Origin of the sequence: Sphingobacterium tenebrionis, assembly GCF_037126265.1 — a bacterium.
In the GTDB taxonomy this organism is placed as follows: domain Bacteria; phylum Bacteroidota; class Bacteroidia; order Sphingobacteriales; family Sphingobacteriaceae; genus Sphingobacterium; species Sphingobacterium tenebrionis.
The window spans coordinates 1-25,507 of record NZ_JAYLLN010000047.1 but is presented as its reverse complement, the minus strand read 5'-3'; the positions used below and the strand labels follow the sequence as shown (position 1 = coordinate 25,507).

23 protein-coding genes are annotated in these 25,507 nt (G+C 40.1%); 14 read left to right on the top strand and 9 right to left on the bottom strand.

What is annotated here, in order from left to right:
- Positions 1-435 precede the first annotated feature (435 nt).
- Complete coding sequence (gene kdsA, locus VJ786_RS14985; protein WP_099366753.1) at positions 436-1,251, bottom strand: 3-deoxy-8-phosphooctulonate synthase; 816 nt, start codon at positions 1,249-1,251, stop codon at positions 436-438.
- Positions 1,252-1,260: 9 nt separating this feature from the next.
- Complete coding sequence (gene recQ, locus VJ786_RS14980) at positions 1,261-3,450, bottom strand: DNA helicase RecQ (protein ID WP_134776431.1); 2,190 nt, start codon at positions 3,448-3,450, stop codon at positions 1,261-1,263.
- Between the two features lie 109 nt (positions 3,451-3,559).
- Here recQ and VJ786_RS14975 point away from each other — a divergent pair, with 109 nt between their 5' ends.
- The 4 genes from VJ786_RS14975 to VJ786_RS14960 all read left to right on the top strand — a co-directional run bounded on the left by VJ786_RS14975 (position 3,560) and on the right by VJ786_RS14960 (position 7,339).
- The gene (locus VJ786_RS14975; protein ID WP_134776430.1) at positions 3,560-4,525 is read left to right on the top strand and encodes a KpsF/GutQ family sugar-phosphate isomerase; all 966 of its coding nucleotides are present in this window, start codon (positions 3,560-3,562) and stop codon (positions 4,523-4,525) included.
- A 380-nt stretch (positions 4,526-4,905) separates the two neighbouring features.
- Positions 4,906-5,280: a DUF1573 domain-containing protein gene (locus tag VJ786_RS14970; RefSeq protein WP_099366750.1), complete on the top strand. Its 375-nt coding sequence runs from the start codon at positions 4,906-4,908 to the stop codon at positions 5,278-5,280.
- Positions 5,281-5,784: 504 nt separating this feature from the next.
- The gene (locus tag VJ786_RS14965) at positions 5,785-6,984 is read left to right on the top strand and encodes a pyridoxal phosphate-dependent aminotransferase (RefSeq protein ID WP_099366749.1); all 1,200 of its coding nucleotides are present in this window, start codon (positions 5,785-5,787) and stop codon (positions 6,982-6,984) included.
- A gap of 61 nt (positions 6,985-7,045) precedes the next feature.
- Positions 7,046-7,339: a hypothetical protein gene (locus VJ786_RS14960; RefSeq protein ID WP_099366748.1), complete on the top strand. Its 294-nt coding sequence runs from the start codon at positions 7,046-7,048 to the stop codon at positions 7,337-7,339.
- A gap of 51 nt (positions 7,340-7,390) precedes the next feature.
- Here VJ786_RS14960 and cmk read toward each other — a convergent pair whose 3' ends face one another.
- From cmk to yihA, 5 genes are read right to left on the bottom strand one after another with little or no spacing between them, the layout of a single operon-like run.
- Positions 7,391-8,071 (bottom strand): (d)CMP kinase, encoded by a 681-nt coding sequence (gene cmk, locus VJ786_RS14955; RefSeq protein ID WP_134776429.1) that lies wholly within the window; start codon positions 8,069-8,071, stop codon positions 7,391-7,393.
- A 1-nt stretch (position 8,072) separates the two neighbouring features.
- Positions 8,073-8,486, bottom strand: coding sequence for a hypothetical protein (locus tag VJ786_RS14950; protein WP_099366269.1), 414 nt, complete (start codon positions 8,484-8,486; stop codon positions 8,073-8,075).
- Positions 8,487-8,491: 5 nt separating this feature from the next.
- Complete coding sequence (gene topA / locus VJ786_RS14945; protein WP_134776428.1) at positions 8,492-10,867, bottom strand: type I DNA topoisomerase; 2,376 nt, start codon at positions 10,865-10,867, stop codon at positions 8,492-8,494.
- A 49-nt stretch (positions 10,868-10,916) separates the two neighbouring features.
- The gene (locus VJ786_RS14940; protein ID WP_099366267.1) at positions 10,917-11,765 is read right to left on the bottom strand and encodes a UbiA-like polyprenyltransferase; all 849 of its coding nucleotides are present in this window, start codon (positions 11,763-11,765) and stop codon (positions 10,917-10,919) included.
- 2 nt (positions 11,766-11,767) lie between these two features.
- Positions 11,768-12,379, bottom strand: coding sequence for a ribosome biogenesis GTP-binding protein YihA/YsxC (yihA, locus tag VJ786_RS14935; protein ID WP_099366266.1), 612 nt, complete (start codon positions 12,377-12,379; stop codon positions 11,768-11,770).
- 60 nt (positions 12,380-12,439) lie between these two features.
- Here yihA and VJ786_RS14930 point away from each other — a divergent pair, with 60 nt between their 5' ends.
- The 4 genes from VJ786_RS14930 (at position 12,440) to VJ786_RS14915 (ending at position 17,009) form a co-directional block, all read left to right on the top strand.
- Positions 12,440-13,351, top strand: coding sequence for an ABC transporter ATP-binding protein (locus VJ786_RS14930; RefSeq protein WP_134776427.1), 912 nt, complete (start codon positions 12,440-12,442; stop codon positions 13,349-13,351).
- Positions 13,352-13,369: 18 nt separating this feature from the next.
- Positions 13,370-14,686 carry an ABC transporter permease gene (locus VJ786_RS14925; protein ID WP_134776426.1) on the top strand — a complete coding sequence of 439 codons (1,317 nt, stop codon included), beginning with the start codon at positions 13,370-13,372 and terminating at the stop codon, positions 14,684-14,686.
- A 48-nt stretch (positions 14,687-14,734) separates the two neighbouring features.
- Positions 14,735-15,910, top strand: coding sequence for a Na+/H+ antiporter NhaA (nhaA, locus tag VJ786_RS14920; protein ID WP_134776425.1), 1,176 nt, complete (start codon positions 14,735-14,737; stop codon positions 15,908-15,910).
- A 508-nt stretch (positions 15,911-16,418) separates the two neighbouring features.
- The gene (locus tag VJ786_RS14915) at positions 16,419-17,009 is read left to right on the top strand and encodes a riboflavin synthase (protein ID WP_099366262.1); all 591 of its coding nucleotides are present in this window, start codon (positions 16,419-16,421) and stop codon (positions 17,007-17,009) included.
- Here the strand turns inward: VJ786_RS14915 and VJ786_RS14910 are convergent.
- Entirely contained in the window at positions 17,006-17,947 is a 942-nt protein-coding gene (locus VJ786_RS14910) for a hydrogen peroxide-inducible genes activator (protein WP_099366261.1), read from the bottom strand. The genes VJ786_RS14915 and VJ786_RS14910 overlap by 4 nt on opposite strands.
- A gap of 282 nt (positions 17,948-18,229) precedes the next feature.
- A complete protein-coding gene (locus VJ786_RS14905; RefSeq protein ID WP_099366260.1) occupies positions 18,230-18,535 on the bottom strand; it encodes a hypothetical protein in 306 nt (101 codons plus the stop codon).
- Between the two features lie 83 nt (positions 18,536-18,618).
- Between VJ786_RS14905 and mazG the strand changes: the two genes are divergently transcribed.
- The 6 genes from mazG (at position 18,619) to VJ786_RS14875 (ending at position 25,340) form a co-directional block, all read left to right on the top strand.
- Positions 18,619-19,422, top strand: a complete 804-nt coding sequence (gene mazG, locus VJ786_RS14900) for a nucleoside triphosphate pyrophosphohydrolase (RefSeq protein ID WP_134776424.1) — start codon at positions 18,619-18,621, stop codon at positions 19,420-19,422.
- A 51-nt stretch (positions 19,423-19,473) separates the two neighbouring features.
- On the top strand, positions 19,474-20,658 hold the full coding sequence (locus VJ786_RS14895; RefSeq protein WP_134776423.1) for a serine hydrolase domain-containing protein: 1,185 nt from the start codon (positions 19,474-19,476) through the stop codon (positions 20,656-20,658).
- Positions 20,659-20,677: 19 nt separating this feature from the next.
- A complete protein-coding gene (locus VJ786_RS14890; protein WP_134776422.1) occupies positions 20,678-21,334 on the top strand; it encodes an HAD family hydrolase in 657 nt (218 codons plus the stop codon).
- Between the two features lie 200 nt (positions 21,335-21,534).
- The gene (gene clpB, locus VJ786_RS14885; RefSeq protein WP_134776421.1) at positions 21,535-24,144 is read left to right on the top strand and encodes an ATP-dependent chaperone ClpB; all 2,610 of its coding nucleotides are present in this window, start codon (positions 21,535-21,537) and stop codon (positions 24,142-24,144) included.
- A gap of 110 nt (positions 24,145-24,254) precedes the next feature.
- On the top strand, positions 24,255-24,830 hold the full coding sequence (locus VJ786_RS14880) for a Crp/Fnr family transcriptional regulator (RefSeq protein WP_134776420.1): 576 nt from the start codon (positions 24,255-24,257) through the stop codon (positions 24,828-24,830).
- Between the two features lie 72 nt (positions 24,831-24,902).
- Positions 24,903-25,340: a carboxymuconolactone decarboxylase family protein gene (locus VJ786_RS14875; RefSeq protein WP_134776419.1), complete on the top strand. Its 438-nt coding sequence runs from the start codon at positions 24,903-24,905 to the stop codon at positions 25,338-25,340.
- Positions 25,341-25,507: the final 167 nt, after the last annotated feature.

Genomic DNA, 25,507 nt, shown 5'->3' with positions numbered 1-25,507 from the left:
AAAGTACAAAACATCGACTTGCAGCCTAATATTGCTCATGAAATTATAATGGAGCTCCAGAAAGCTATAAAACAGAAGAAGGTGCCTTTTTAGACACCTTCTTTTTTATTTTAATAGCTTCCTCTTTCATTGAGAGGATGCATTTTCTGTCATTTCGAAAAGCCATCTTCCGTAATTCTAGGAGGTACTTTTGTCATTGCGAGGAGGTACTATCGTCATTGCGAGAAGGTACGAGGAAGCAATCTTCCCACTTATCATTCTGTCTTCCCACTTATCATTCTAAGAGAAGTCTCCCTGCCATCCTTAGCAAAATCTCCTTGTCATCCTGAGCGAAGTCGAAGGATCTGTAAACTTGTATTCGAACAGATCCTTCGACTGCGCTCAGGATGACAGAGAAGTTTACCAAGCCTTCTTTCTCAATCTCAGTTTCTCAACCTACAAAATAGCTTCCCTAATCCTAATCAACTGTGTCAACAGGTCCTCTAGCCTATCCAAATGCAACATATTTGCACCATCAGATTTCGCATTTGCTGGATCAGGATGGGTCTCAATAAAAAGCCCATCAGCACCAACCGCAATTGCTGCTTTCGCAATCGTTCCAATCAATTCAGGTTTTCCTCCTGTTACTCCAGAAGTCTGGTTAGGTTGTTGCAAGGAATGCGTACAGTCCATTACAGTCGGAACCCCAAAAGATTGCATCACAGGCAATCCTCGGTAATCCACGATCAGGTCTTGGTATCCAAAAGTATTCCCACGATCTGTCAGGAACACCTTATCATTTCCGGAATCCTTCACCTTATCAACGGCAAATTTCATAGATTCCGCCGAAAGGAATTGTCCTTTTTTAATATTCACCACTTTTCCGGTCTCTGCTGCTGCCACCAACAATTCTGTTTGACGGCAAAGGAAAGCAGGGATCTGCAATACATCCACATAAGCAGCAGCCATCGCCGCTTCGTGGCTTTCATGAATGTCAGTAACCGTAGGAACACCAAAAGTCTTCCCTACTTTTTCCAAAATCTTCAAAGCCTTCTCATCGCCAATTCCGGTAAAGGAATCCACTCTAGAGCGGTTCGCTTTACGGTAAGAACCCTTGAAAATGTAAGGAATATTCAATTTATCCGTAATCGTAACGATTCGTTCGGCGATACGTAGGGCAATTTCTTCCCCTTCGATCGCACATGGTCCTGCCATCAGAAAAAAGGCAGTAGAATTACCATTCTTAATGGATGGTAAATAGGTATTGATCATATTATATTATTAATTTCCGAGTTCAGACATAAATTTAATGCGCATCAGCTGTATATCCTCAAAGGAATAATCCGCTTCACCCAATTCATCCAATGCAGCATCGATGCTATCATTCTCTGCCGCTTTAAAATAATCGTATACCTCATCCTGACGATCCTGGTCGATCATTTCATCTACAAAATAGCCGATATTCAGTTTAGTTCCTGAATTAACGATCGATTCCACCTCTTTCAACATATCCTCATAGGATATTCCTTTTGAAGAAGCAATATCTTCCAAACTGATCTTTCTATCGATATTCTGGATGATGGACACTTTAAGCGCTGATTTATTTGCGGTGCTCTTGATCACTAGATCTTGTGGACGATCAATATCATTATCCTCCACATATTTCTTGATCAGCTCCAGGAACGGCCCTCCAAATTTCATAGCCTTACCCGATCCAACACCTTGGATCTTTTTAAGTTCTTCCTGCGTTATTGGGTAATGAGTACACATTTCATCCAATGATGGGTCTTGGAAGATCACAAAAGGAGGCAATGAACGTTGTTTTGCCAATTTCTTGCGAAGTTCCTTCAGCATTTTTAACAGTTCGGCATCCAATGCGCCTGAATGGCCAGAAGGTTCATCCGAATTATCTTTTTTCGCAGCTTCCATTGGTCTATTCAAGATAAATTTGATGCCGTAAGGATTGGAAATATAACGCTTCCCTCCTTCTGTCAATTGAAGCAGCCCATAATGGTCAATATCTTTCTTGATAAAGTCTGCCAGTTCTGCCTGGCGGATCAAGGAATTCCAATAATTTACACCAAGCTCCTTACCCAATCCGAACAACGGATGGGTGTCGTGCTTATAGGAAGAAATAGGTTGGTTGTTTTGGCCGATCATCACGTTGATCACATGCTGATCGTCAAATTTATCCCCTTCCTCCTTTATGAAATTAAGGACCTTCAGTAAATGTTCTTCCGCATCAAAATATGTTTTCTGAGAGCGGCAGTTATCACACATATTGTTACAACCGGTTTCATCAAACTTTTCCCCAAAATAATGAAGGATCTGTTTCCGGCGACAAACGGCAGATTCTGAATAATCGATGACTTCCTTAAGAATTTGTGTGCCGATCTCCTTTTCAGATACCGGTTTATCTTTCATGAATTTGGTCAGCTTCTCCACATCTTTTTCCGAGTAGAACGCCAAGCAAAAACCTTCACCTCCATCTCGGCCAGCCCTCCCAGTTTCCTGGTAATAGCCTTCCATGGATTTTGGAATATCATGGTGGATTACATAACGTACATCCGGTTTATCGATCCCCATACCGAAGGCAATCGTAGCCACAATGACTTCAATTTCCTCCATCAGGAATTTATCCTGCGTTTCTGCACGGGTCTTCGCATCCAATCCCGCATGGTATGGTAAGGCTTTGATGCCATTGATGTTCAACACTTCAGCTATCTCTTCCACCTTCTTACGGCTCAAGCAATATACGATCCCCGCTTTACCTGTATTGTTTTTGATGAAACGCACAATCTCTTTGATCACGTCCTGTTTAGGCCGCACTTCATAGTAAAGATTGGTTCGGTTGAAGGATGATTTAAAAAGCGTAGCATTAGTCATCTGTAAGTTCTTACGGATGTCGGATTGCACCTTAGGAGTCGCGGTAGCTGTTAAGGCAATGATTGGGATGCCCGAACCAATCTCATTGATCACTTGACGGATCTTTCGGTATTCCGGTCTGAAATCGTGTCCCCATTCCGATATACAGTGGGCCTCATCCACAGCAACAAAAGAAACCGTAATGGTTTTCAGAAAATTTACATTTTCTTCTTTTGCTAAGGATTCAGGTGCAACATATAACAATTTTGTTTTCCCATCGGTAACATCCTGTTTCACACGTTGGATCTCACTCTTGGTGAGGGAAGAATTTAGAAAATGGGCAATACTTTCCCTTCCGCCGAAAGCACGTAATTGATCCACTTGGTTTTTCATCAAAGCGATCAACGGCGAGATGACAATGGCAGTACCATTGCTCATCATGGCAGGAAGCTGGTAACAGATGGATTTTCCACCACCGGTTGGCATGATTACAAAGGTGTCTTTTTTGTTGAGGACATTGGTTATAATAGCCTCTTGGTCACCCTTAAAAGTATCGAACCCAAAAAAATCTTGAAGATTATCGAATAATGATTTTTCTATTTCCATTGACAAGGCAAATAAATAGATGTGTTTAGCGATTAAGAAAACGTCACAATTATTGTATTTTTGCAACGAACTGTTCTAATTATATTAAATAAAATTACGCAAATAATACGTGAAAAACAACATAGATATTAAAATGCTTGCAAAGGAAACTTTTGAATTAGAAGCTTCCAATGTTTTGGCATTATCGGAAAAAATCGACGAGGACTTTGTGCGGGTTGTCGAAGCCATTTTGGGCTTAAATGGCAGGGTAATTATCACAGGTATCGGCAAGAGCGCTATCATTGCGCAAAAAATCGTAGCGACCTTAAACTCAACAGGTACGCCCTCCATTTTTATGCATGCGGCAGATGCCATTCATGGTGATCTGGGTATTATTCAAGCGAATGACCTGATCATTGCCATTTCCAAAAGTGGAAATACACCAGAGATCAAAGTGTTGATCCCTTTTCTTAAACAAACAGGAAATACATTAGTAGCTATTGTTGGAAACCGTCAATCCTATTTGGCAGATCAGGCGGATTATATTTTGGATACGACCATTACCCGTGAGGCTTGTCCGAATAACCTTGCTCCTACTACCAGTACCACAGTGCAATTGGCGATGGGCGATGCCTTAGCAGTTTGCCTTCAGACCATGCGTCAGTTCTCCGATCAGGATTTTGCGAAGTATCATCCAGGAGGAGCTTTAGGAAAACAATTGTACCTAAAAGTGGGTGATCTATCCGATAATAATGGACTTCCGCATGTGGAGCCTGAAACCGACATCCGTACTGTTTTGATTTCCATCACCAAATTCCGCCTTGGCGCTACTGTTGTTGAGCAAGAGGATGAAATTCTTGGAATTATTACGGATGGGGATATTCGTAGGATGTTGGAAAAACATGAGGATGTTTCTGGTTTGAAAGCGATGGATATAATGTCCAAAGGACCTAAAACCATTGAGAAATCAGAATTGGCGGTCAATGCGTTGCATACTATGAGGCAGAATAGTATATCGCAATTGGTTGTGGTGGATCAAGGGAAATATGCTGGGATTGTGCATATCCAGGATATTCTTAAGGAGGGGATTATATAGTTTATAGATGTTAGATGATAGATTATAGATATTAGATGTTAAATTATAGACTTTGCCGTCATTGCGATGGCTGTCCCCGTCATTGCGAGGAGGTACGACGAAGCAATCTTTGGACTTTGTCATCCTGAGCAGCGTCGAAGGATCTGTTCGGGTACCAAATGTAGATGCTTCGACTTCGCTCAGCATGACAATCGGGAAGATTGCTTCGTTCCTCGCAATGACGTATGGTCTATCATCTAACGTCTCTCATCTCCCATCTATCATCTAAAATTGTAAAAATCTTGTTGAATTAAACCATTTACTTTAGAATAAATCAAATAGTTTATAAAATTGGTCTTACATTTGATTGAGTAAACACAATAACTAAATAACAGAAACAAATGAAAAAAATAGCGAGTATAGGTGCGGTGCTGATTGCGTTTATCAGTTTAACAGCGATGACGTTGTTGACACCCGAATTTAAGTTCGAGAAGGAAACGCATGATTTTGGAAAGATTCCACAAAATAAGGATGCTTCTTTCGAATTTAAATTTACCAATGCTGGTAGCGATGTGATCATTGTGAACGATGTTGTTCCTACCTGTGGGTGTTCTGTTGCTGAGTTTACCAAAACTCCAGTAGCAAAAGGTGAGTCGGGAACAATTAAAGTAACTTATAATGCGGCTACAACTGGTCCTTTCACAAAAACATTCGTCGTTAAATCGAACACAAAAACTCCAGTTAAAACATTAACCGTAAAAGGTATCGTGGAATAATTGGATAGGAAAAATATAAATCTATTAAAAGAAAAGCCAGTCTGCATAAGATTGGCTTTTCTTTTTGATTTTCCTGTACCAAGAATTAAACCAAAGAAATCCTTCAATTGAAATTAAAGAAGAATAATCCTTCAATTGAGATTAAGGAAGAATAATCCTTCAATTAAAATTAAAGAAGAATAATCCTTCAATTGATATTAAAGAAGAGTAATCCTTCAATGGAAATAACTGCAAAGAAATCTTTCAAATGGCTGAAATTACTGCAATCTTTTATTTTTAGCTTGCTAGCTATATAATTCGTATTTTTGAAAAAACTGTAAACTATACAATCAGTAAACGATGAAAACAGTAATCAATGCTATCAGTAAACGACAAATACAATAATCAATACTAGCAGCAAAACGATACATACAGTTATCTATGCTATCAGTGATCGATACATACATATCAACAATACAACAAGTAAAGCAAAAACAGTAAAACACATACAGTAATCAATAAATAATGCCAACTATATCAAAAAAGGGCATCAACATGCCTGCCTCACCTATCAGAAAATTAACGCCATTTGCTGACCAAGCAAAGCGCGAAGGAAAAAAAATCTATCATTTAAATATTGGGCAACCGGATATCGAGACCCCAGAAGGCATGTTGAATGCATTGAAGAACATCGATTTTAAGGTTTGGGCTTATACCCCATCGGAAGGAACCCTTTCTTACCGCACAAAATTAGCGGAATACTATAACAAGCTTAATTACAACATCACACCAAGTGATATTTTGGTCACCAATGGAGGCTCCGAAGCCATTACCATTGCTATGCAGGCTTGTTTAAACCCAGGAGAAGAGGTTATTATTCCAGAACCATTCTATGCAAACTATAATGGATTTGCATGTTCGGCAGATATTGTGGTAAAACCTATCATGTCTTACATTGATAATGGTTTTGCCCTTCCTTCCATTGCTGATTTTGAAAAGGTGATCACCGATAAAACGAAGGCCATTGCGATCTGTAACCCGAATAATCCAACCGGTTATTTATATTCCAGAGAAGAATTGGAAGCCTTACGTGAGCTTTGTTTGAAATACGATCTTTACTTATTCTCCGATGAAGCATACCGTGAATTCTGTTATGATGGTAAAGAGTTCATCTCTCCTATCCAGTTGGAAGGATTAGAAAACCATGTGGTTATTTTTGATACGGTTTCCAAAAGATATTCGGCATGTGGAGCTCGCATTGGCTGTATCATTACCAAGAACAAAGAACTATATCAAACTTCATTAAAATTCGCACAGGCTAGGTTGAGTCCTTCATTGGAAGGTCAGATTGCCGGTGAAGCTGCAGTAGATACACCAGATAGCTATTTTGAAGCAGTTTCTAAAGAATATACCGCTCGTAGGGATACCTTAGTAAGTGGATTGAACAAAATCGATGGTGTTTTCTGTCCCAACCCAGGTGGTGCATTCTACGTGGTGGCTAAATTACCGATAGATAATGCGGATAAATTCTGCCAATGGATTCTCGAAAGCTTTGATTATAACAATGAAACGGTGATGATGGCTCCTGCTACAGGATTTTATTCCACTCCAGGCGCCGGAACCAACGAAGTTCGATTGGCCTATGTCCTAAATCAAGATGATTTGAAAAAGGCTTTAATCTGCCTGGAGAAGGCTTTAGAAGCCTATCCAGGAAGAACAAATTAATTTCCATAAAACAATTTCTTCTTTTTAGCGTTCTATATATAGAAACTAATGAGAAGAATTTATGGATAAATTAAAGAAGTTCGAACTAATGGAGAAAATATCCAGGGAATTGGAAGACATTAGAAACAGCCAGCAGGCAGTTTTGGAAAAGATAGCCAAAGTGGAAGTCGATAACATCGAATTAGGCGATAAAACTATCGAATCGAAAATCCCTGATATATATCAAAGAACGGCAGATAATTCTGCTGCTATCTTAGAGATATTAAATTCCTTCCAGGAAAAAACCGATGATTTTGGATCGAAGAACAATATCGATCAACTTCGGGAACAACAAGAAATCGATAACTTGAAGTAAAATAGAAAAACCCCTCATCGAGGGGTTTTCTTTTTGTTATCGTTGTTTAGTTTAGTTCGTTAATTTCTCTCGCACCAAGTTCAGTACAAAATCCAATTGTTCCTCTTGTGTAAGATCTGTATTATCCAATACAATTGCATCTTCTGCTTGTCTTAATGGACTTTCTTCTCGGGTACTGTCAATATGATCTCGGTGAGCTAAATTCTCTTTCACCTCTTCCATAGTGATTTCCTCTCCTTTCGCAGCCAGTTCGGCATATCTTCTTTCCGCACGTACCTGTGGACTCGCCGTCATGAAAATCTTTAGATCGGCCGAAGGGAAAACTGTCGTGCCAATATCCCGACCATCCATCACAATATTTCTTTTCTTTCCCAATTGCTGTTGTTGATGAACCATTGCCTTGCGTACCGCTTTAATCGCACTCACTTCACTCACATATTCTGAAACTTCCATCGTACGGATCGCCTCCGAAACGTCTTCTCCATTCAACAGGATCTGCGTCTTTTCTAAGTTGGGCACAAAATCGATGTGGATATTATCCAAAGCTTGCTGTATCGCTACTTCATCATCCAAAGCGATATCATTGCGCTGTATAAATAAAGTTACCGCGCGGTACATGGCTCCAGAGTCCACAAAAACAAAATTCAACTTCTTGGCTACAGCTTTTGCAACCGTACTCTTTCCGCATGAGGAAAAGCCGTCGATGGCTACGGTAAAGTTTTTCTTTGTCATTTTAATTTGTGCCTCCTATCATGACGCCTGGTTTATTGACCAATGGGATTTTGATTAGATTTTCATCCACAATACTTTCTGGAAGGAAAATATATTTTTTATCATAGATGGTTCCATCGATGTAATAGCTTAACCAATATTCATTGGTCAGTCCAAACACCTGGATATCAATCGCTTCAATCTTTTGAACAGATTCGGCTTCCATATCGCCAATGAAATGTCTTAATGTAGTGGTTTTCACCTGCTTGCCATCCTTCTCGCCGTATCCTTTGGAAGAAACCAGTACGTTTTTGATGCCGACCGGCTTTTCATTGATCAGGTAAACATTCCACACCTTTGCCGTAGGACTTTCATTTTCTAATACCACCGCAATGGAGATATCCTCAACGATATTTAATGGTAAATCCTTTTTCATTAGAACTATTTTTTCTTCGCTCTGCTAGTTTTAGTGGTTTTAGTAGTGGTTTTGGTCGCTTTTGCTTTTTTACCAGTTCCACCTTTACTATCTTCTTCCGCCCATTTCAATACGTCAGCATAGGTAATTTTCTCTACTTCCGTGCCTTTTGGAATCTTCAGATTCTGTTTTCCAAAACGAACAAAAGGTCCCCAACGGCCGTTCTCTATTCTTGCCTCTGCATTCTCCTCAAATACGCGGATCACCTTATCTTTATCTTTCTGACGTTTTTCTTCAATGATCTGAATCGCCTGCTCTTCCTCTACATCCAACGGATCCAATCCTTTTGGTAAAGAATAAAAACTACTATTATGCCTGATATATGGTCCAAAACGACCAATGGCAACCGTCATTTCCTTATCCTCAAATTCACCAACCTTTTTCGGAAGCTTGAATAATTCCAGCGCCTCTTCCAAGGTAATGGTTTCGATCATCTGCCCTTTACGTAAAGAAGCGAACTGTGGTTTTTCTTCATCATCTGCAGTTCCGATCTGCACCAAAGGCCCAAATCTTCCCACACGTACAGAAATAGGTTTTCCTGAAACCGGGTCAACACCAAGTTCGCGTTCATGCGTTGCACGATCAGCGTTTTCAATGGTATTCTGCACCTCCGAATGAAACGGACCATAGAAATTGGAGAGCATATCCGTCCATTCTTTGAATCCCTGCGCGATCTCATCGAATTCCTTCTCCACTTTTGCGGTAAAGTGGTAATCTACAATACCTTTAAAATGTTGAACTAAAAAGTCATTAACCAGCACACCGATATCTGTAGGGAACATTTTATTCCTTTCAGCACCCGTGATCTCTGTTTTGCTCAAACTGCTGATTTCCCCATCCTGTAGTGTAATGGTTTGATACACGCGCTCTTTACCATCGCGGTCCTCTTTAACGACGTAGCCACGATTTTGGATGGTAGATATGGTTGGGGCATACGTAGAAGGTCTACCAATACCTAATTCTTCTAATTTTTTTACTAAGGAAGCTTCCGTAAAGCGCGCTGGAGGTCTTGAGAAACGCTCTGTAGCCTGCATGGTCTTTAAGGTTAAAGCTTGCCCCTTAGTCAATGGAGGTAACAAGGAGTTATCTGCATTATCATCTTCCAGATCCTCCTGGTCATCGTCGGAAGATTCAAAATATACTTTCAAGAAACCATCAAATTTCATCACCTCTCCAGTCGCTACAAATGCTTCAGAACGTGTTGATACTTCGATGTTTGCAACGGTTTTCTCAAACTCTGCTTCACTCATTTGTGAGGCAATCGCACGCTTCCAGATCAATTCGTAAAGTCTTCTTTCCGAATTATCCCCATCAATGCTATGTTCGCTGAAATAGGTCGGTCTGATCGCTTCGTGAGCCTCTTGTGCTCCCTGTGCTTTTGTTTTATATTGTCGCTGCTTATGGTATTTGTTCCCATAAGCTTTAGTAATTTCATCTTGTGCCGCCTGTAACGCCGTATCGGATAGGTTTACCGAGTCGGTACGCATATAGGTTATACGTCCGGCCTCATATAATCTTTGGGCAACCTGCATGGTCCTGGCTACGGAGAATCCTAATTTACGACTGGCCTCCTGTTGAAGCGTCGATGTTGTAAAAGGTGCCGATGGCGTGCGTTTAGAAGGTTTGGTTTCTAAAGAGGTAACTTGGTAAGCTGCTTGTACGCAATCTTTCAAAAAGGTATTTGCTTCTTCAAAATTGCTGAAACGCTTAGGTAATTCGGCCTTGAATTGTTCTTTACCCTTACCAGTTTTAAAAATGGCAACCACCTTAAAGCTTGCTTCAGCATTAAATCTATTGATTTCACGCTCTCTTTCTACAATAAGTCTTACTGCAACTGATTGAACACGACCTGCTGACAGTGAAGGTTTTACCTTGCGCCAAAGAACAGGCGATAGCTCAAAACCTACCAAACGGTCCAATACCCGTCTAGCCTGTTGCGCATTCACTAAGTTAAAGTCTATTTTTCGAGGTGATTCAATTGCTTTTAGAATAGCTGGCTTTGTAATCTCATGAAAAACAATACGTTTGGTGTTGTCATCCTTTAAACCCAAGGTTTCATATAAATGCCAGGAAATGGCTTCTCCCTCGCGGTCCTCATCGGATGCTAACCATACTGTTTCTGCTGCTTTAGCTAATTTCTTGAGTTCCGAAACGATCGCTTTTTTATCAGAAGGTACTTCGTATTTCTGTTTGAAGTTATCATTGGTATCGATGGCATCATCGGTCTTTACCAGATCCCGAATATGCCCATAACTTGATTTTACTAAAAAATCTTTCCCCAAATATCCTTCAATTGTTTTTGCTTTCGCTGGAGACTCAACTATCAATAGATTTTTCGCCATTTACTATAAGATTTCATGCAAAGAAAACGATTTCAAAACGGAATGCAAATTAAAATATGATATCTGCCAAGTAAAAAACAGCAAATACCACAGAAGCAATACCATTAGCAGTCATAAATGCGCGGTCTACCCGACTGAGGTCTGTAGGGCTTACAATGCGATGCTGATAGATCAACATCAGGCCATACAACGCGACACCGATATAATAGAAGATACCCGTAGGCATAAACCAGATCGGCAATAGTACAAAAATGAAAGATAATATATGTAGCACTTCGGATATCCGTAAGGCGTTCTTTGCTCCAAAATTGGCCGGAATGGAGTTCAATCCATTGGCCTTATCAAATTCCTCATCCTGTAGAGCATAAATGATGTCAAAACCACTCACCCAGGTCAGCACTGCTAAACCATAAAAAATGGGAACAATATTAAAATGTCCTGTTACGGCCAAATAAGCTCCTACAGGTGCCAAGCCCAAGCCTATTCCCAGCACGATATGGCATAAGGGTGAAATCCTTTTCATGTAAGAATAAAAAAGGATCACGAACAGGGCGACCGGTGATAGCATCAAGCACATCGGATTGATGAAATAACAGGCCAGCATGAAGATCAAACAATTGATGATGGTGAATAGTAATGCCTGTTTGGGTGCAATCCTTCCCGCTGGAATATCCCGAACCGCTGTTCTTGGGTTGAGGGCGTCGATATCCCTGTCAAGGTATCTATTAAAGGCCATGGCGGCATTTCTTGCGGTTACCATACATAACAACACCAAAAGAAATAATTTCCATTCAAACTGATAATTTGTGGTGTGGATGGCCAAGAAGAAACCGATGATGGCAAATGGTAAAGCGAAAATACTATGTGCAAAAAGCACGAGCGACATGTATTTCTTCATAATTACTCAATCGGCGATACAAAATTTTGATTGACATCATCTATCGCCTGAAGCACTTTATCGCAACCTAATTTGGTTTCGGCAGAGGTCAGGAAATTCGGAGGAATTTCTTCGAACCATTTTTTTAAGGCACGACGGAATTTCGCCACGTTCTGATCCGATTTTACGCCAGACTGTTTATCCGCTTTCGTGAATACCAACATAAATGGAATCCCCTCTTCACCTAACCAGCAACAGAAATCCAAATCGATCTTTTGAGGTTCATGTCTACTATCGATCAAAACAAAAACACATTGCAGGTTTTCACGGTGTCTTAGGTAGGCGCGAATAAACTTTTCCCATTCTGCCCGGCTTTTTTTGGAAACCTGTGCAAAACCATATCCCGGCAAATCCACCAGATACCAGGTGTTATTGATGATGAAATGGTTGATGAGTTGGGTTTTTCCCGGCTTCTGCGATGTTTTTGCCAAGTATTTACGACCCGTAATGGCATTGATCAACGAGGATTTTCCTACATTGGATCTTCCGATAAACGCATATTCTGGTTTATCAGCTAGCGGTAGTTTTGATACCTCTGTATTGCTACTTACAAATTCGGCCTGTTTGATGATCATGGCACAAAGGTACAATAAATAAGAAAAATTTATTTACATTCATGCCCAAATTACCTCAAGATGCTAGATATACGACACATTGTGAAGCAGTATGCCAATCATACGGCATTAAATGATGTTTCATTTATAGTCCCTAAAGGACAGATTTTCGGTTTGTTAGGTCCTAATGGTGCCGGAAAGACCTCACTGATCCGTATCATCAATCAGATTACTGCACCTGATGCCGGTGAAATCTATTTTGATGGCGAACGCCTTTCTCCCAAACATATCGGAAGAATTGGTTACCTGCCGGAAGAAAGAGGCCTCTATAAAAAAATGGAGATCGGCGAACAGTTGATCTATCTAGCCCAATTGAAAGGCCTTTCGAAACAGGATGCCAAACAACGCATTAAATATTGGTTTGAAAAACTGCAGATTGAATCCTGGTGGAATAAGAAAGTGGAAGATCTCAGTAAGGGAATGCAACAGAAGGTGCAGTTTGTTGCCACGGTATTGCACGAGCCAGACCTGATCATATTGGACGAACCCTTCTCTGGATTTGATCCCGTGAATGCCCAGATTATTCAGGACGAGATCTTGGAACTGAATAAAAAAGGGGCTACTATTATCTATTCAACCCATCGGATGGAATCTGTAGAAATGCTGTGCGACCATATCGCCTTGATCAATAAATCCAAATTGATCTTGGAGGGATCGGTAAAACAGATCAAAAATCAATATAAAAACCAGACGTATAAGATTCAATATGTGTTGAAGCCCGAGTATACATCGCTGCTTGAACATTCCAGCCTCTATGAGATCATCCAACATGAAGTTGGCGAGGAGTCTAAATTGACGATTCAATTAAATCCTGGTATCAACTTGAATGACGTATTGCTTCACCTGATCCCGATGATGGAAATCCATCAAATATTTGAAATCGTTCCAACGATGAATGAGATATTCATTGATAAAGTAACATCTAATTATTAAGAAGACAAGAGCCTAGTTATGAATAAGATTATATTAATCATTCAAAGAGAATATTTAAGTAGGGTTAAAAAGAAAACTTTTCTATTGACGACTTTTTTAGTGCCCTTATTTTTTATTGGTATCTACGTAGGTGCATTCTATCTGACGAAAAAAAGCTTTGAAGACAACAATGCCATTGTCTATGTATTGGACAACACCAACCAGGTCGGCAAGGAGTTGGTGAACAATAAAAACATCACCTTCACGCATTCTGCGGATGAATTGGGTGTTCAATTGAAAAAGGTCAAAGATGCAGGGGATAATACCAGTCTATTAATAATCCCTCAGGATTTCTTCGAAACCCAGAAAATCGAATTTCTATCCTCCGGAAAGCCCAATATCAATACGCAATCCGAAATTGAGAAGCAGTTGGAAACGGTCATGTTGAATTACCAATATGCTAAACTGAATATTGACCCGGATAAAATCAAGAACATTGATAGCTCGGTCAAGATTTCCGCTAAGGAGATCACCGATTCGGGCGAAGCCAAAGAAAGTGATACCCGCATAGCTATGGGTATTGCCATGGCCTTGTCCGTATTGATCTACCTTTCCCTCTTTTTATATGGCGCTCAGGTAATGCGTGGTATTATTGAGGAAAAATCCAATAGGATTGTCGAGGTGGTTATATCCTCGGTGAAACCTTTCCAATTGATGATGGGAAAAATCATTGGTATTGGTCTGGTCGGGATTACCCAATTCATCCTATGGATCATTTTAAGCTTTGGATTGATCAGTTTGGCAACTTCCACACTGATCGACAAGGATGAGTTTATTGCCCAAACGGAACAACAAGCCGCTCAAAATGCCAATCCGGAGAATGAGGATATGTCGATGGTTGCCAGTTTAGGAAGTGCTTTGGATTCCGTGAATTTTCCTGAGCTATTGACCTGTTTCTTCTTGTTCTTTTTAGGCGGTTATATGCTTTATTCAGCCCTGTTTGCTGCAGTAGGTTCTGCGGTCGATAATGAAACAGAGGCCAATCAGTTTACCATGCCTATTACCGCCCCTCTCCTGTTGGCCTATGTGCTCTCTTTTGGGGTGTTGATAAATGATCCGCACGGAAGCATTGCAACTTGGTTAAGTTTTATACCTTTGACCTCTCCTATTGCCATGTTGGTCCGTGTTCCATTTGGGGTACCAGTATGGCAGATCGCTTTATCATTTGCTTTATTGGTAGCTGGATTTATATTCACCACTTGGGTAGCAGCCCGAATCTATCGCGTAGGCATTTTGATGTATGGCAAAAAAGCCAGCTTTAAAGAGCTGATCAAGTGGTTTGGCTATAAGAATTAATATAATAGAATTAGAAATCAATATACGAATTAGCGACAATACCATCCAATGTCAAGTCTGATCAATCTTACTGTATTCAAGAAGTTCCTATCCTCCAATACTTCCGGAGGAATATTATTGTTTGTCTGTGTGATTTTATCCTTGATAATAGCCAATACGGGGCTTGCTTCTGGTTTTAACAACATCCTGCAGACTACTTTTGGTTTCGAGAACGAAAGTATCCAACTGAAATATTCCGTAAAGGCTTGGATTGACGATGGGTTGATGGCTATATTCTTCCTCTTGGTTGGATTGGAGATCAAAAGGGAATTGGTAGAAGGAGAATTGTCCTCGCCTAAAAAAGCCGCACTGCCTATTCTGGCCGCTATTGGTGGAGCTATCGTTCCTGCCATTATCTATTCGGTCTTAAATAAAGGGGAAGCCACTTTTCATGGCTGGGGAATCCCGATGGCTACCGATATTGCTTTTGCCTTAGCGATCATGACCCTATTAGGTAACCGCGTTCCCGCAAGTTTAAAGATCTTTCTAGCGGCTTTAGCTATTGTGGATGATTTATTGGCCATCTTGGTTATTGCTATATTCTATTCCACAGAACTTCATTATACCTATCTGATGTATGCTGGGGCCTTATTGGCACTATTGGTGGCCTTTAATTTTTTTGGGGTCAAAAGTATTTGGGCGTATATCATCCCAGGGGTCTTTATCTGGTATTTTATCCATCATTCGGGAATCCATGCAACCATTGCTGGTGTATTGGTTGCCATGACCTTGCCCACCACGCCGGATGCAACAGAATCTCCTTTGGAAAAATTAGAACATGCCCTGGCAAATCCTGTTAACTTCATCATCATACCTTTGTTCGCCTTGGTCAATACCAATATTACCATTCACGGCGAAATGGTAAGCGGATTGACAACTCCCTTGGGATTGGGAATCATCCTCGGGCTTTTCTTTGGAAAGACGATTGGTATTTTTCTCACTTCTTGGTTATGCGTAAAATCAAAGATCGCAAACCTGCCGGAACTGGCTTCTTGGAAACATATGATCGGTGTGGGCATGTTGGGTGGTATTGGGTTCACGATGTCCATTTTTATCTCCATGCTATCCTTTAAAGATCCCGTTTTCATTGAAGAGGCTAAATTTGCCGTGCTTATTGGTTCCTTGATTTCTGGATTTCTGGGTTATCTATGGTTATCAGCGCTCAGCAAAAAGAAAGACAACTAGTCGGCATCCTTCAAAAATTCTCTTCTCAGCAACTATCGTCAAAGTAGAATTACAGCTACAAATTGTCGGGCATATTGTTATGGAAATGGTGTAAAAATAATAAAGCTTGAGTCAATCGGGCGATCGCTCAAGCTTTAAAAAATAACCTCTTTATGAGGTAATCAACCTAAACCTAAGACAAAGGTAGATAAATTCTATTAATAAATCCAAATGTTTTGTGGGAATTAGCTTCTGTACTCTGGTCTAAAATTTTTAACTATCTGGAAATCAGAAGATTAAATTTCAAAAAAAAAGGTTTTCAAACGGGGAGAATGAAAACCTTTAATAACCAATTATAAACCTAAATTATGATGACACAAAGATAGTGTACAATTTACACTTTTGCAAATATTTTTTTATTTTTTTTTAAAATCCGCTTTTAACCTGAACTAAATGGCTAAACAATATTCGGTTTTGGAAGCTGGGCAGCTTAAAATAATATCTTAACTTTGTATCAAAGAATCAATATATGTTTACAGGTATCATAGAAACTTTAGGACGCGTTACGAAAATAGAACATGAACAATCCAATATCCATTATTTTGTGGAATCCCCTATTAGTTCAGCTTTAAAAATCGATCAGAGTGTTTCCCACAATGGGGTTTGTTTAACAGTGGTCGGTATGGAAGGTGATGTTCACCAAGTAACCGCAATCAAAGAAACTTTGGAAAAGAGTTCGCTTGGCCTGTTAAAAGAAGGTGATCAGGTGAACTTAGAGCGCTGTACACAAATTGGCGGTCGTTTAGATGGACATATTGTTCAGGGCCATGTAGATCAAACGGCGATCTGTGTGGCTGTCGAACCCCAGGATGGTAGTACCCTGTTTACTTTTGAATATGATCCGGAGAAACAAAATGTAACCGTGGAAAAAGGTTCGATTACAGTTAATGGAATCAGTTTAACAGTGGTTAATTCTGGAAAGAATTCATTTTCTGTCGCGATTATCCCCTATACCCTGGAGCATACCAACCTACATCAGGTGGAAGTTGGATCTACGGTCAACTTGGAGTTTGATATCATTGGTAAATATGTAAGCAAGTTGCTTGCTCTGAGATCCTAAAGTGCGAAACCCATTACTTCTTTTTTCCGTTTCGTTTTAAAGCGATCCGGTACCAATTGTAGGATTTCATTTTTCAATAAATTGATGGCCTGTTTCTTCACATAATTCTGTGGAGTGACAATACTGATCTCCCGTACCGGTTCCGGAGCGCGGAAGTAGCGTACATTCTGTAATTGATCTTCATCATAATTACTGATACTCAATTCCGGAAGGATAGTCATACCGCCATTCAGATCAACCATTCTTTTTAAGGTTTCCACACTCCCGGTATTGTAATCAAAAGAACCTTCCTTCGATTGGTTGTGCTTGTAATTGCAGATATTCAAAACCTGTCCGCGCATGCAGTGCCCTTCGTTCAATAACCATAGTTTTTCATCAGCAATCTCTTCTGCGCTGAGTATTTTCTTCTGGTATAAGGAACTCTTTTCGGAGACATACGCCACAAAGGTCTCGTAAAATAAGGGAATCTCATTGATGGATGAATCATGTATAGGGGTAGATAATAACCCGCAATCCAAGGTGCCTAATTTTAGTTCCTGTACGATCTGTTCCGTGGTATATTCCCAGATCTGAAGCTTAAGTTTATCGTGTTTTTTTAGGAAGTTAGAAATAACAGCGGGCAATAAATAAGGTGCAACAGTAGGGATTACACCGATTCGTAGTTCTCCAGTGAGCTCTCCTTTCTCGGTCTGTAGCAGTTCATTTATTTTTTTGCTCTCCGTGAGCACGGTCCTTGCTTGTTCTAGAATCTTTTCGCCAATCTCTGTAGGTACTACTGGTTGTCTGCTCCTATCAAAAATCTTCACCCCTAAGGATTCTTCCAGCTTTTGGATCTGCATACTCAGGGTTGGTTGGGTTACATAACATTTTTCGGCGGCAGCAACAAAACTTCTATAGGTATCTACGGCTATAATATATTCTAATTGTACAAGTGTCATTCTATAAATTTTGATTATACAAACATACGACGACTATAGCCGAATTGCTACAAAATTCCTGAAAAAAGTAGCCTTCAGTAAAAAGGCCTGTTTTAGTATGGTAAAACGATGATTTCGGTAAAAAAACATGGTTAAAGCATGCTTAAAGCATGATTTTGTAACCCAACCATAGGAAAAGCATACTTTCACATTACTTTCAGTATGCTTTTACAACGAAGAAAAGGCTATTCCATGTATCATGTAATAGCCTTTTTTAATGATTATTAATGAGAGAGATTCTTTTTAATCTTGCTTGCGATGCTTGATTTCCAACTCCAGGATAATATCTCTTTTCTTACCTTCTAAAAAAGAAAGGTTGCCAGCCACAAAAATACCTTTTTCATCGGTATTGATGTTTCTGATGCCGTAAACCGAACTTTCATCGTCCGGGTTGCTCATGCCTTCATAGCGATATAGATAATCGATGGTATAATCAGCTGCCTCTGCCAGCAAGCCATCAAACTCAATATTGTAATCTACGGTATATCCTTTTGCCTGTAGATGGTCTAAGGCTTCCTTTGCATTTGCATAGTCGTTTTTAGTGGTCATATCAAATCCTTTTTTTGTTTTAAAACAGTTAACTTTGGCTATTGTTTCATTAAATATACTAAATCGAAATCTATTCTGAACATATGGCCCATTCCATTCCTCCCGCAAAAAACACCCCCAGCGAAGCATTTGAAAGATTATTGGAAGTTTTATATACCCTACGTTTGGAATGTCCTTGGGATAAAAAACAGACGATGGAATCCCTACGACATCTGACCATCGAGGAAATGTATGAATTGGCGGATGCCATCTTGGATAAGGACCATAAGGAGATCAAGAATGAACTGGGTGATATATTGATGCATTTGGTGTTCTACGCGCGGATTGCCGAGGAAGAACAGCAATTTACCATAGTCGATGTGCTGAACGGTATCTGCGATAAATTGATCAGTAGACATCCCCATATTTATGGAGATGTACAAGCGGAAACCGACGAAGTGGTGAAACAGAATTGGGAAAGCATAAAATTGAAAGAGGGAAATAAGTCGGTCCTTTCCGGCGTGCCTAAAAGTCTTCCTGCATTAGTAAAAGCTTATCGGATTCAGGATAAGGTCAGAGGCGTCGGTTTTGATTGGGAAGATAAAAAGCAGGTTTGGGAGAAAGTAGAAGAAGAATTGGCCGAATTTAAGGCGGAATTCAATATAGAGCAGGAAAACATCAATTTAGAACGTGCAGAAGCCGAGTTTGGTGACCTGTTGTTCTCGTTGATCAATTATGCCCGACATCTGGGTATCAACCCGGAGAATGCCTTGGAGAAAACCAACAAAAAATTCATGTTCCGTTTCAATTACCTGGAAGAGAAATCCAAAGCAGATGGTAAGATCTTGGGTCAGATGAGCCTGGAGGAGATGGATGTTTATTGGAACGAAGCTAAACGTTTAAAATAGCAGGTTTTCCATTCTTATTTCCTTATCTTTAGGCTGATACAAAACCTATATATGAAAATTTTGATAAAGATTTTGAAATGGTTGGGGATCCTGCTGGGTTCTTTCCTACTCTTGACCATTGTTTCACTCTATGTTTTCAAGGTCGATTATATCCTAAAAGGCATTTATGTCATTTACATGAAAGGCCATACGACGGCCTATCTGGACGATTACCACTATTTCGATAACCATACCGTCAAGCATGGCACACCTCAACCATGGCCAATCTCCGCATCCTATAATCAAGTGCCGATCACGGATTCATTGAAAAGAATCCATGAACGATCTGGTTCTATAGCGTATATGATCATTCATCAGGATAGTATCTGGTTTGAGGAGTATTATGGTGGATATTCGGATTCCTCCAGATCCAACTCCTTCTCCATGGCAAAAAGTATGGTCGCGGCCCTGCTTGGAAAGGCCATTGAAAACGGTTTGGTAAAAAGTATAGATCAGAAAGTAAAAGATTTTGTACCTGAGGTGCAAGGTCCATTTGCTGATTCCTTGACGTTAAAAGATCTGGTTTCCATGAGTTCAGGGATGAAATGGGAGGAGAAATATTACGATCCATTCTCGATCACTACCAGGTTATACTTTGATAAGGATATTGTTGGCGCCTTGGATGCGATGCCGATCAACGCCAAGCCAGGACAAGGATTTAAATACCAAAGCGGGGACACCCAATTATTGGGTATAGCCTTGCAAAGAGCAGGTAAGAAATCACTTTCAGAGTTGATGACCCAGTATTTTTGGGAACCCATGGGGGCAGAACATGATGCCCTATGGCAGTTGGACAGTAAGGAAAAGGGCATCGAAAAGGCTTACTGTTGTTTTGCAAGTAATGCCAGGGATTTTGCCCGCTTCGGAAAACTCTATCTTCAGCACGGAAAATGGAATGGACAGCAATTGCTGGATTCCAGCTATGTTTCGCAATCATTAACCAATCGATTCCCGGATTCTCCGGAGTATGGCTATGGCTGGTGGATGGGGAATTATCAACAAAAGCCTTATTTCTATATGGATGGGCATTTGGGGCAATTTGTGATCGTGGTTCCTGAAGATGATCTCATCGTGGTGAGACTCGGACATAGTAACGACGGTAAAAACAAGGCAGATCCAGCTTCTTCCTTCTATAATTTCATTCATCAGGCTTATATCATGTTGGGCGATCGGATAAAAAGTAATACTTCCGAATAGGATTTCTTACCTTTGCAGCATGAAAAATTTAGCTGTTATCTTTGATATGGATGGGGTTATCGCCCATACGAATCCCTATCATGCAAAAGCCTTTGAAGTCTTTTTTGACCGTCACCAAATCACTTATAGCGAAGAGGAATTTGAAAAGCACATGTATGGTAAACATAACAGCCATATTTTTACCTATTTCTTTAAAAGACCTATACAAGGCTCAGAGTTGTTGACTTTAGAGGATGAAAAGGAAGGTTTGTTCCGTGAAATCTATCAGGAAGAGGCCAAGCCTATCCCCTTTCTCCCCGATTTTCTAGCTGATCTAAAAGCTCATGATTTTAAATTAGGGGTTGCTACTTCCGCACCTCGAGCAAATATGGATCTAATACTGGACCGCCTTTCCATCCGTGATTTCTTTAGTTCTACCCTTGGAAGTGAAAATGTGGAACTGCACAAACCTCATCCAGAGGTTTATCTGAAATCTGCTGAAAACCTTCAAATAGATCCTTCGGCATGTTTTGTTTTTGAAGATTCTTTCTCTGGAGTGACCGCAGGATTAAATGCCGGAATGCATGTGGTGGGCGTATTGAGCTCCCATCAACAAGCAGATCTCCCCATCTGTAAAGCGTATATACAGGATTATAAAGGTTTGAATGCCGATTTTCTATTGAAATTGATGGATTAGGAACATTTTTTCGTTTTTATAATATTTCAATTTCCACCTAACATATTGACTCTTAATTTGTTTAAATTTATAGGAGCCTAATAGGCCTGTAATTTTGACATGAAATTTTTAATATTTATGTCATAATTGCAGTTTATGTCCATTTAAATGGGCTGGGCATTGGTTTTGATGCATACGTTAGAAAAGAAAATAACTAATCTATGAATTTTAATAATTTTACGATAAAGGCTCAAGAAGCCATACAAAAAGCCTCTGAAATTGCTGTAGGAAACCAACAACAAGCGATAGAACCCATTCATATTTTAAAAGCATTGTTGACCGTTGATGAAAATATCATCGGGCATCTCTTGAAAAAACTGAATGTCAATCTAAACTATGTGAATGCAGAGGCCGACAAGCAGATTGCCGCACTTCCAAAGGTTAGCGGTAGTAATGTTTATCTGAGTAATAGCGCCAATGCGGTATTACAGAAAGCCCAAAGCTATTTGAAAGAGTTTAATGATGAGTTTGTTTCTATTGAACATATTCTTTTGGCTTTATTAACAGCCAATGATAAGGCTTCTGCCCTATTAAAAGATCAGGGCGTAAATGAGAAGGATCTTAAATTGGCCATCAAGGAATTGCGAGGAAACAATAGGGTAACGGATCAGAATGCGGAAGCTACTTACAATGCTTTAGGAAAATATGCTCGGAATCTGAATGAATATGCAGAATCAGGAAAATTAGATCCGGTAATCGGGCGTGATGAAGAAATTCGCCGGGTGATGCAGATCCTTTCCCGCAGGACCAAAAACAATCCGATTTTAGTGGGTGAACCCGGTGTTGGTAAAACTGCCATCGCGGAAGGAATTGCCCATCGGATCATCAAAGGTGATGCACCGGAGAATTTAAAATCCAAAACGGTGTTCTCCTTGGATATGGGTGCTTTGATTGCAGGAGCCAAATATAAAGGTGAATTTGAAGAACGCTTGAAAGCGGTAGTGAAAGAGGTATCAGATAGTGATGGCGAGATCATTCTTTTCATTGATGAGATCCATACCTTGGTTGGTGCAGGTGGTGGCGAAGGTGCTATGGATGCAGCCAATATCTTGAAACCAGCCTTGGCAAGAGGTGAATTGCGTGCCATTGGTGCGACTACTTTGAATGAGTATCAGAAATATTTTGAGAAAGACAAGGCATTGGAGCGTCGTTTTCAGAAGGTTATGGTGGAAGAGCCTGATACCCAGGATGCGATCTCTATCCTTCGCGGATTGAAAGAGCGCTATGAAACCCATCATAAGGTAAGAATATTGGATGAGGCGATCATCGCGGCTGTTGAACTATCACAACGCTATATTACCGATCGTTTCTTGCCCGATAAGGCCATCGACTTGGTGGATGAAGCTGCTTCAAAGTTGAGGTTGGAAATGGACTCCGTTCCAGAATCCGTGGATGAATTGGATCGTCGGATCATGCAGTTGGAAATTGAAAGAGAGGCTATCAAAAGAGAAAATGACGAGAAGAAGGTAAAAGAACTATCTGAAACCATTGCCAATCTTTCCAACGAGCGTGATTCCTTGAAGGCTGCTTGGCAATCGGAGAAGACCCTGGTTGATCAAGTTAACCAAGAAGCGCAAAATATTGAAGATTACAAATTAGAAGCGGAACAAGCTGAGCGTGCAGGTGATTACGGTAAAGTAGCGGAATTACGTTATGGAAAGATCAAGGAAGCGCAGGATGCTGTAGAACGTTTGAAAAAAGAACTGGCAGAAAAACAGGATAGCAGCCGCATGTTGAAAGAGGAAGTAACCTCGGAAGATATTGCAGACGTGGTTTCTAAATGGACCGGTATCCCTGTCAATAAAATGATTCAATCGGAACGCGAAAAACTATTGAATCTGGAGGAAGAATTGCACAAACGTGTGGCCGGACAAGATGAAGCCATTGAAGCGATATCAGATGCAATTCGGAGATCCAGAGCAGGTTTGAGTGATGCTAAAAGGCCGATTGGTTCGTTCATATTCTTGGGAACCACCGGTGTGGGTAAAACAGAATTGGCGAAAGCCTTGGCCGAATTCTTATTTGATGATGAGCAGGCTTTGGTACGTATCGATATGTCGGAATACCAGGAACGTCATGCCGTTTCCAGATTGATCGGAGCGCCTCCGGGATACGTTGGTTATGATGAAGGTGGACAATTGACAGAAGCTGTTCGTCGTAGACCGTATTCGGTGGTGTTATTGGATGAGATCGAAAAAGCACATCCAGATGTGTTCAACATTTTATTGCAGGTGTTGGATGATGGCCACTTAACGGATAATAAAGGGCGTGTGGTCAATTTCAAGAACACCATTATTATCATGACCTCGAATACAGGATCCCATATCATCCAGGAGAATTTTTCTAAATTGATGGATGGAAACCGTGAGGAAATTATCGCGAAAACCAAGGATGAGGTGTTTGAATTATTGCAGAAATCCATCCGTCCGGAATTCTTGAACAGGATTGATGAAATTATCATGTTTACTCCGCTTTCAAGGGATGAAATTGGAGATATCGTTCGGATGCAGTTTGGAAAGGTCCAAAGGCAATTGGCCGAACAGAATATTTTCTTAACAGCCACTGATGAAGCGTTGGATTGGTTGGCACAGCTGGGTTATGACCCAGTATATGGTGCAAGACCATTAAAACGGGTAATTCAAAAACGTATTCTGAATGAATTGTCGAAAGAAATCCTTTCTGGAAAAATCACTTCGGATTCGGTTATTGAATTGGATAGTTTTGACCATCAATTTGTATTCATCAATAAGGATAAGAACAAAGAAGGATAAAATAGTTTTTACGATTATTCATTGATCTTTAGGTCAGCTAAATAATATTAAACAGGGAACCAGTGGTGTTCCCTGTTTTTTTTATTTTTGAAAGGATTAGGATTGAACCCATGCTTAAGATTTTAGAAAAACATATTAATGCTATCGTTCCTATGCCTGCGGCGGACTTTCAGGAACTTACAAACTATGTAGAAGTTGTTTCCTTAAATAAAAAAGAATACCTGCAGGAACTGGATCACTATTCGAATGACCAATATTTTGTGTTACAGGGATGTTTAAGGATGTTTACCCTGAATGAAAAAGGGGTAGAAATGACTACCGACTTTGCTTTGGAGAACTGGTGGATCTCAGATCATAAATCGTTGTTGCAGGAAACCAAATCCTTATGTGCCATACAGGCAGTTGAAAAAAGTGCGGTCATACGGATGAGTAAACAGAATGAAGTGAAAATATGCGAACGATTTCCTGTCATGTATGCTTATTTTTCGGCAGTTTATCGAAAAGCATATGCCGCTGCTCAATACCGAAACATCTTATTTAAACTTTATTCTAAAGAGGAAATCTACCTACAGTTCAGCAGGAATTTTCCTGATTTTATGCAACGTGTCCCTCAGTATTTAATAGCTTCCTATTTGGGCTTAACGCCGGAATATGTTAGTGAGATACGCAAGAAAAGTATTTCTTAAACTGGTTTAAGATTTCTTTGGCGCTAATGGATTTACTTTGTGGTATTAAATAATTGAAAAAATTAATTAGACATGAAAGCAAGAATGAACATTTCGGCGATTGAGCCAAAGGGATATCAAGCGGTATTAGGATTAGAAAATTTCGTACAGCATTCTGGTTTAGAGAAATCGCATATTGAATTGATTAAGATCAGAGCTTCCCAGATAAATGGTTGTGCGTTTTGTATTAATATGCACACAAAAGATGCGTTGAAACAGGGAGAAACGACTCAACGGATTTTTTTATTGGATGCTTGGAGGGAAACCAATCTTTATGATGAGAAGGAACGTGTGATTCTGGCGATGACGGAAGAAATTACGATGATTTCTAAGGCAGGATTAAAGGAAGAGACCTATGCGGAGGCGGAAAAGGTTTTTGATGAGGGGTATATCGCGAAGATAATATTGACTATTGCTACGATTAATGTTTGGAATAGAATTGCGATCAGTTCTTTGACACAGCCTTTGTAGGGGGGCGGTGTAAAGATTGCTTCGTTCCTCGCAATGACGCGGGGTGTTGTACCTCTTCGCAATGAACTGTGTATATATCCAAATAATAAATTAAATTTTCTCCAAATAATATTCTGATTAGGCCGCTTTTGCGATGTAGCCCTTTCCAGATTTTGCGATGGCGAATG

Excerpts from the sequence above, each read along its gene's own strand:
- nhaA (WP_134776425.1), top strand. The coding sequence starts at position 14,735 with ATGTCAAGTCTGATCAATCTTACTGTATTCAAGAAGTTCCTATCCTCC.
- VJ786_RS14940 (WP_099366267.1), bottom strand. The coding sequence starts at position 11,765 with ATGAAGAAATACATGTCGCTCGTGCTTTTTGCACATAGTATTTTCGCT.
- yihA (WP_099366266.1), bottom strand. The coding sequence starts at position 12,379 with ATGATCATCAAACAGGCCGAATTTGTAAGTAGCAATACAGAGGTATCA.
- topA (WP_134776428.1), bottom strand. The coding sequence starts at position 10,867 with ATGGCGAAAAATCTATTGATAGTTGAGTCTCCAGCGAAAGCAAAAACA.
- VJ786_RS14890 (WP_134776422.1), top strand. The coding sequence starts at position 20,678 with ATGAAAAATTTAGCTGTTATCTTTGATATGGATGGGGTTATCGCCCAT.
- VJ786_RS14905 (WP_099366260.1), bottom strand. The coding sequence starts at position 18,535 with ATGACCACTAAAAACGACTATGCAAATGCAAAGGAAGCCTTAGACCAT.
- VJ786_RS14950 (WP_099366269.1), bottom strand. The coding sequence starts at position 8,486 with ATGAAAAAGGATTTACCATTAAATATCGTTGAGGATATCTCCATTGCG.
- clpB (WP_134776421.1), top strand. The coding sequence starts at position 21,535 with ATGAATTTTAATAATTTTACGATAAAGGCTCAAGAAGCCATACAAAAA.
- VJ786_RS14875 (WP_134776419.1), top strand. The coding sequence starts at position 24,903 with ATGAAAGCAAGAATGAACATTTCGGCGATTGAGCCAAAGGGATATCAA.
- VJ786_RS14965 (WP_099366749.1), top strand. The coding sequence starts at position 5,785 with ATGCCAACTATATCAAAAAAGGGCATCAACATGCCTGCCTCACCTATC.
- VJ786_RS14915 (WP_099366262.1), top strand. The coding sequence starts at position 16,419 with ATGTTTACAGGTATCATAGAAACTTTAGGACGCGTTACGAAAATAGAA.
- recQ (WP_134776431.1), bottom strand. The coding sequence starts at position 3,450 with ATGGAAATAGAAAAATCATTATTCGATAATCTTCAAGATTTTTTTGGG.
- kdsA (WP_099366753.1), bottom strand. The coding sequence starts at position 1,251 with ATGATCAATACCTATTTACCATCCATTAAGAATGGTAATTCTACTGCC.
- cmk (WP_134776429.1), bottom strand. The coding sequence starts at position 8,071 with ATGACAAAGAAAAACTTTACCGTAGCCATCGACGGCTTTTCCTCATGC.
- VJ786_RS14960 (WP_099366748.1), top strand. The coding sequence starts at position 7,046 with ATGGATAAATTAAAGAAGTTCGAACTAATGGAGAAAATATCCAGGGAA.
- mazG (WP_134776424.1), top strand. The coding sequence starts at position 18,619 with ATGGCCCATTCCATTCCTCCCGCAAAAAACACCCCCAGCGAAGCATTT.
- VJ786_RS14925 (WP_134776426.1), top strand. The coding sequence starts at position 13,370 with ATGAATAAGATTATATTAATCATTCAAAGAGAATATTTAAGTAGGGTT.
- VJ786_RS14930 (WP_134776427.1), top strand. The coding sequence starts at position 12,440 with ATGCTAGATATACGACACATTGTGAAGCAGTATGCCAATCATACGGCA.
- VJ786_RS14880 (WP_134776420.1), top strand. The coding sequence starts at position 24,255 with ATGCTTAAGATTTTAGAAAAACATATTAATGCTATCGTTCCTATGCCT.
- VJ786_RS14910 (WP_099366261.1), bottom strand. The coding sequence starts at position 17,947 with ATGACACTTGTACAATTAGAATATATTATAGCCGTAGATACCTATAGA.
- VJ786_RS14895 (WP_134776423.1), top strand. The coding sequence starts at position 19,474 with ATGAAAATTTTGATAAAGATTTTGAAATGGTTGGGGATCCTGCTGGGT.
- VJ786_RS14970 (WP_099366750.1), top strand. The coding sequence starts at position 4,906 with ATGAAAAAAATAGCGAGTATAGGTGCGGTGCTGATTGCGTTTATCAGT.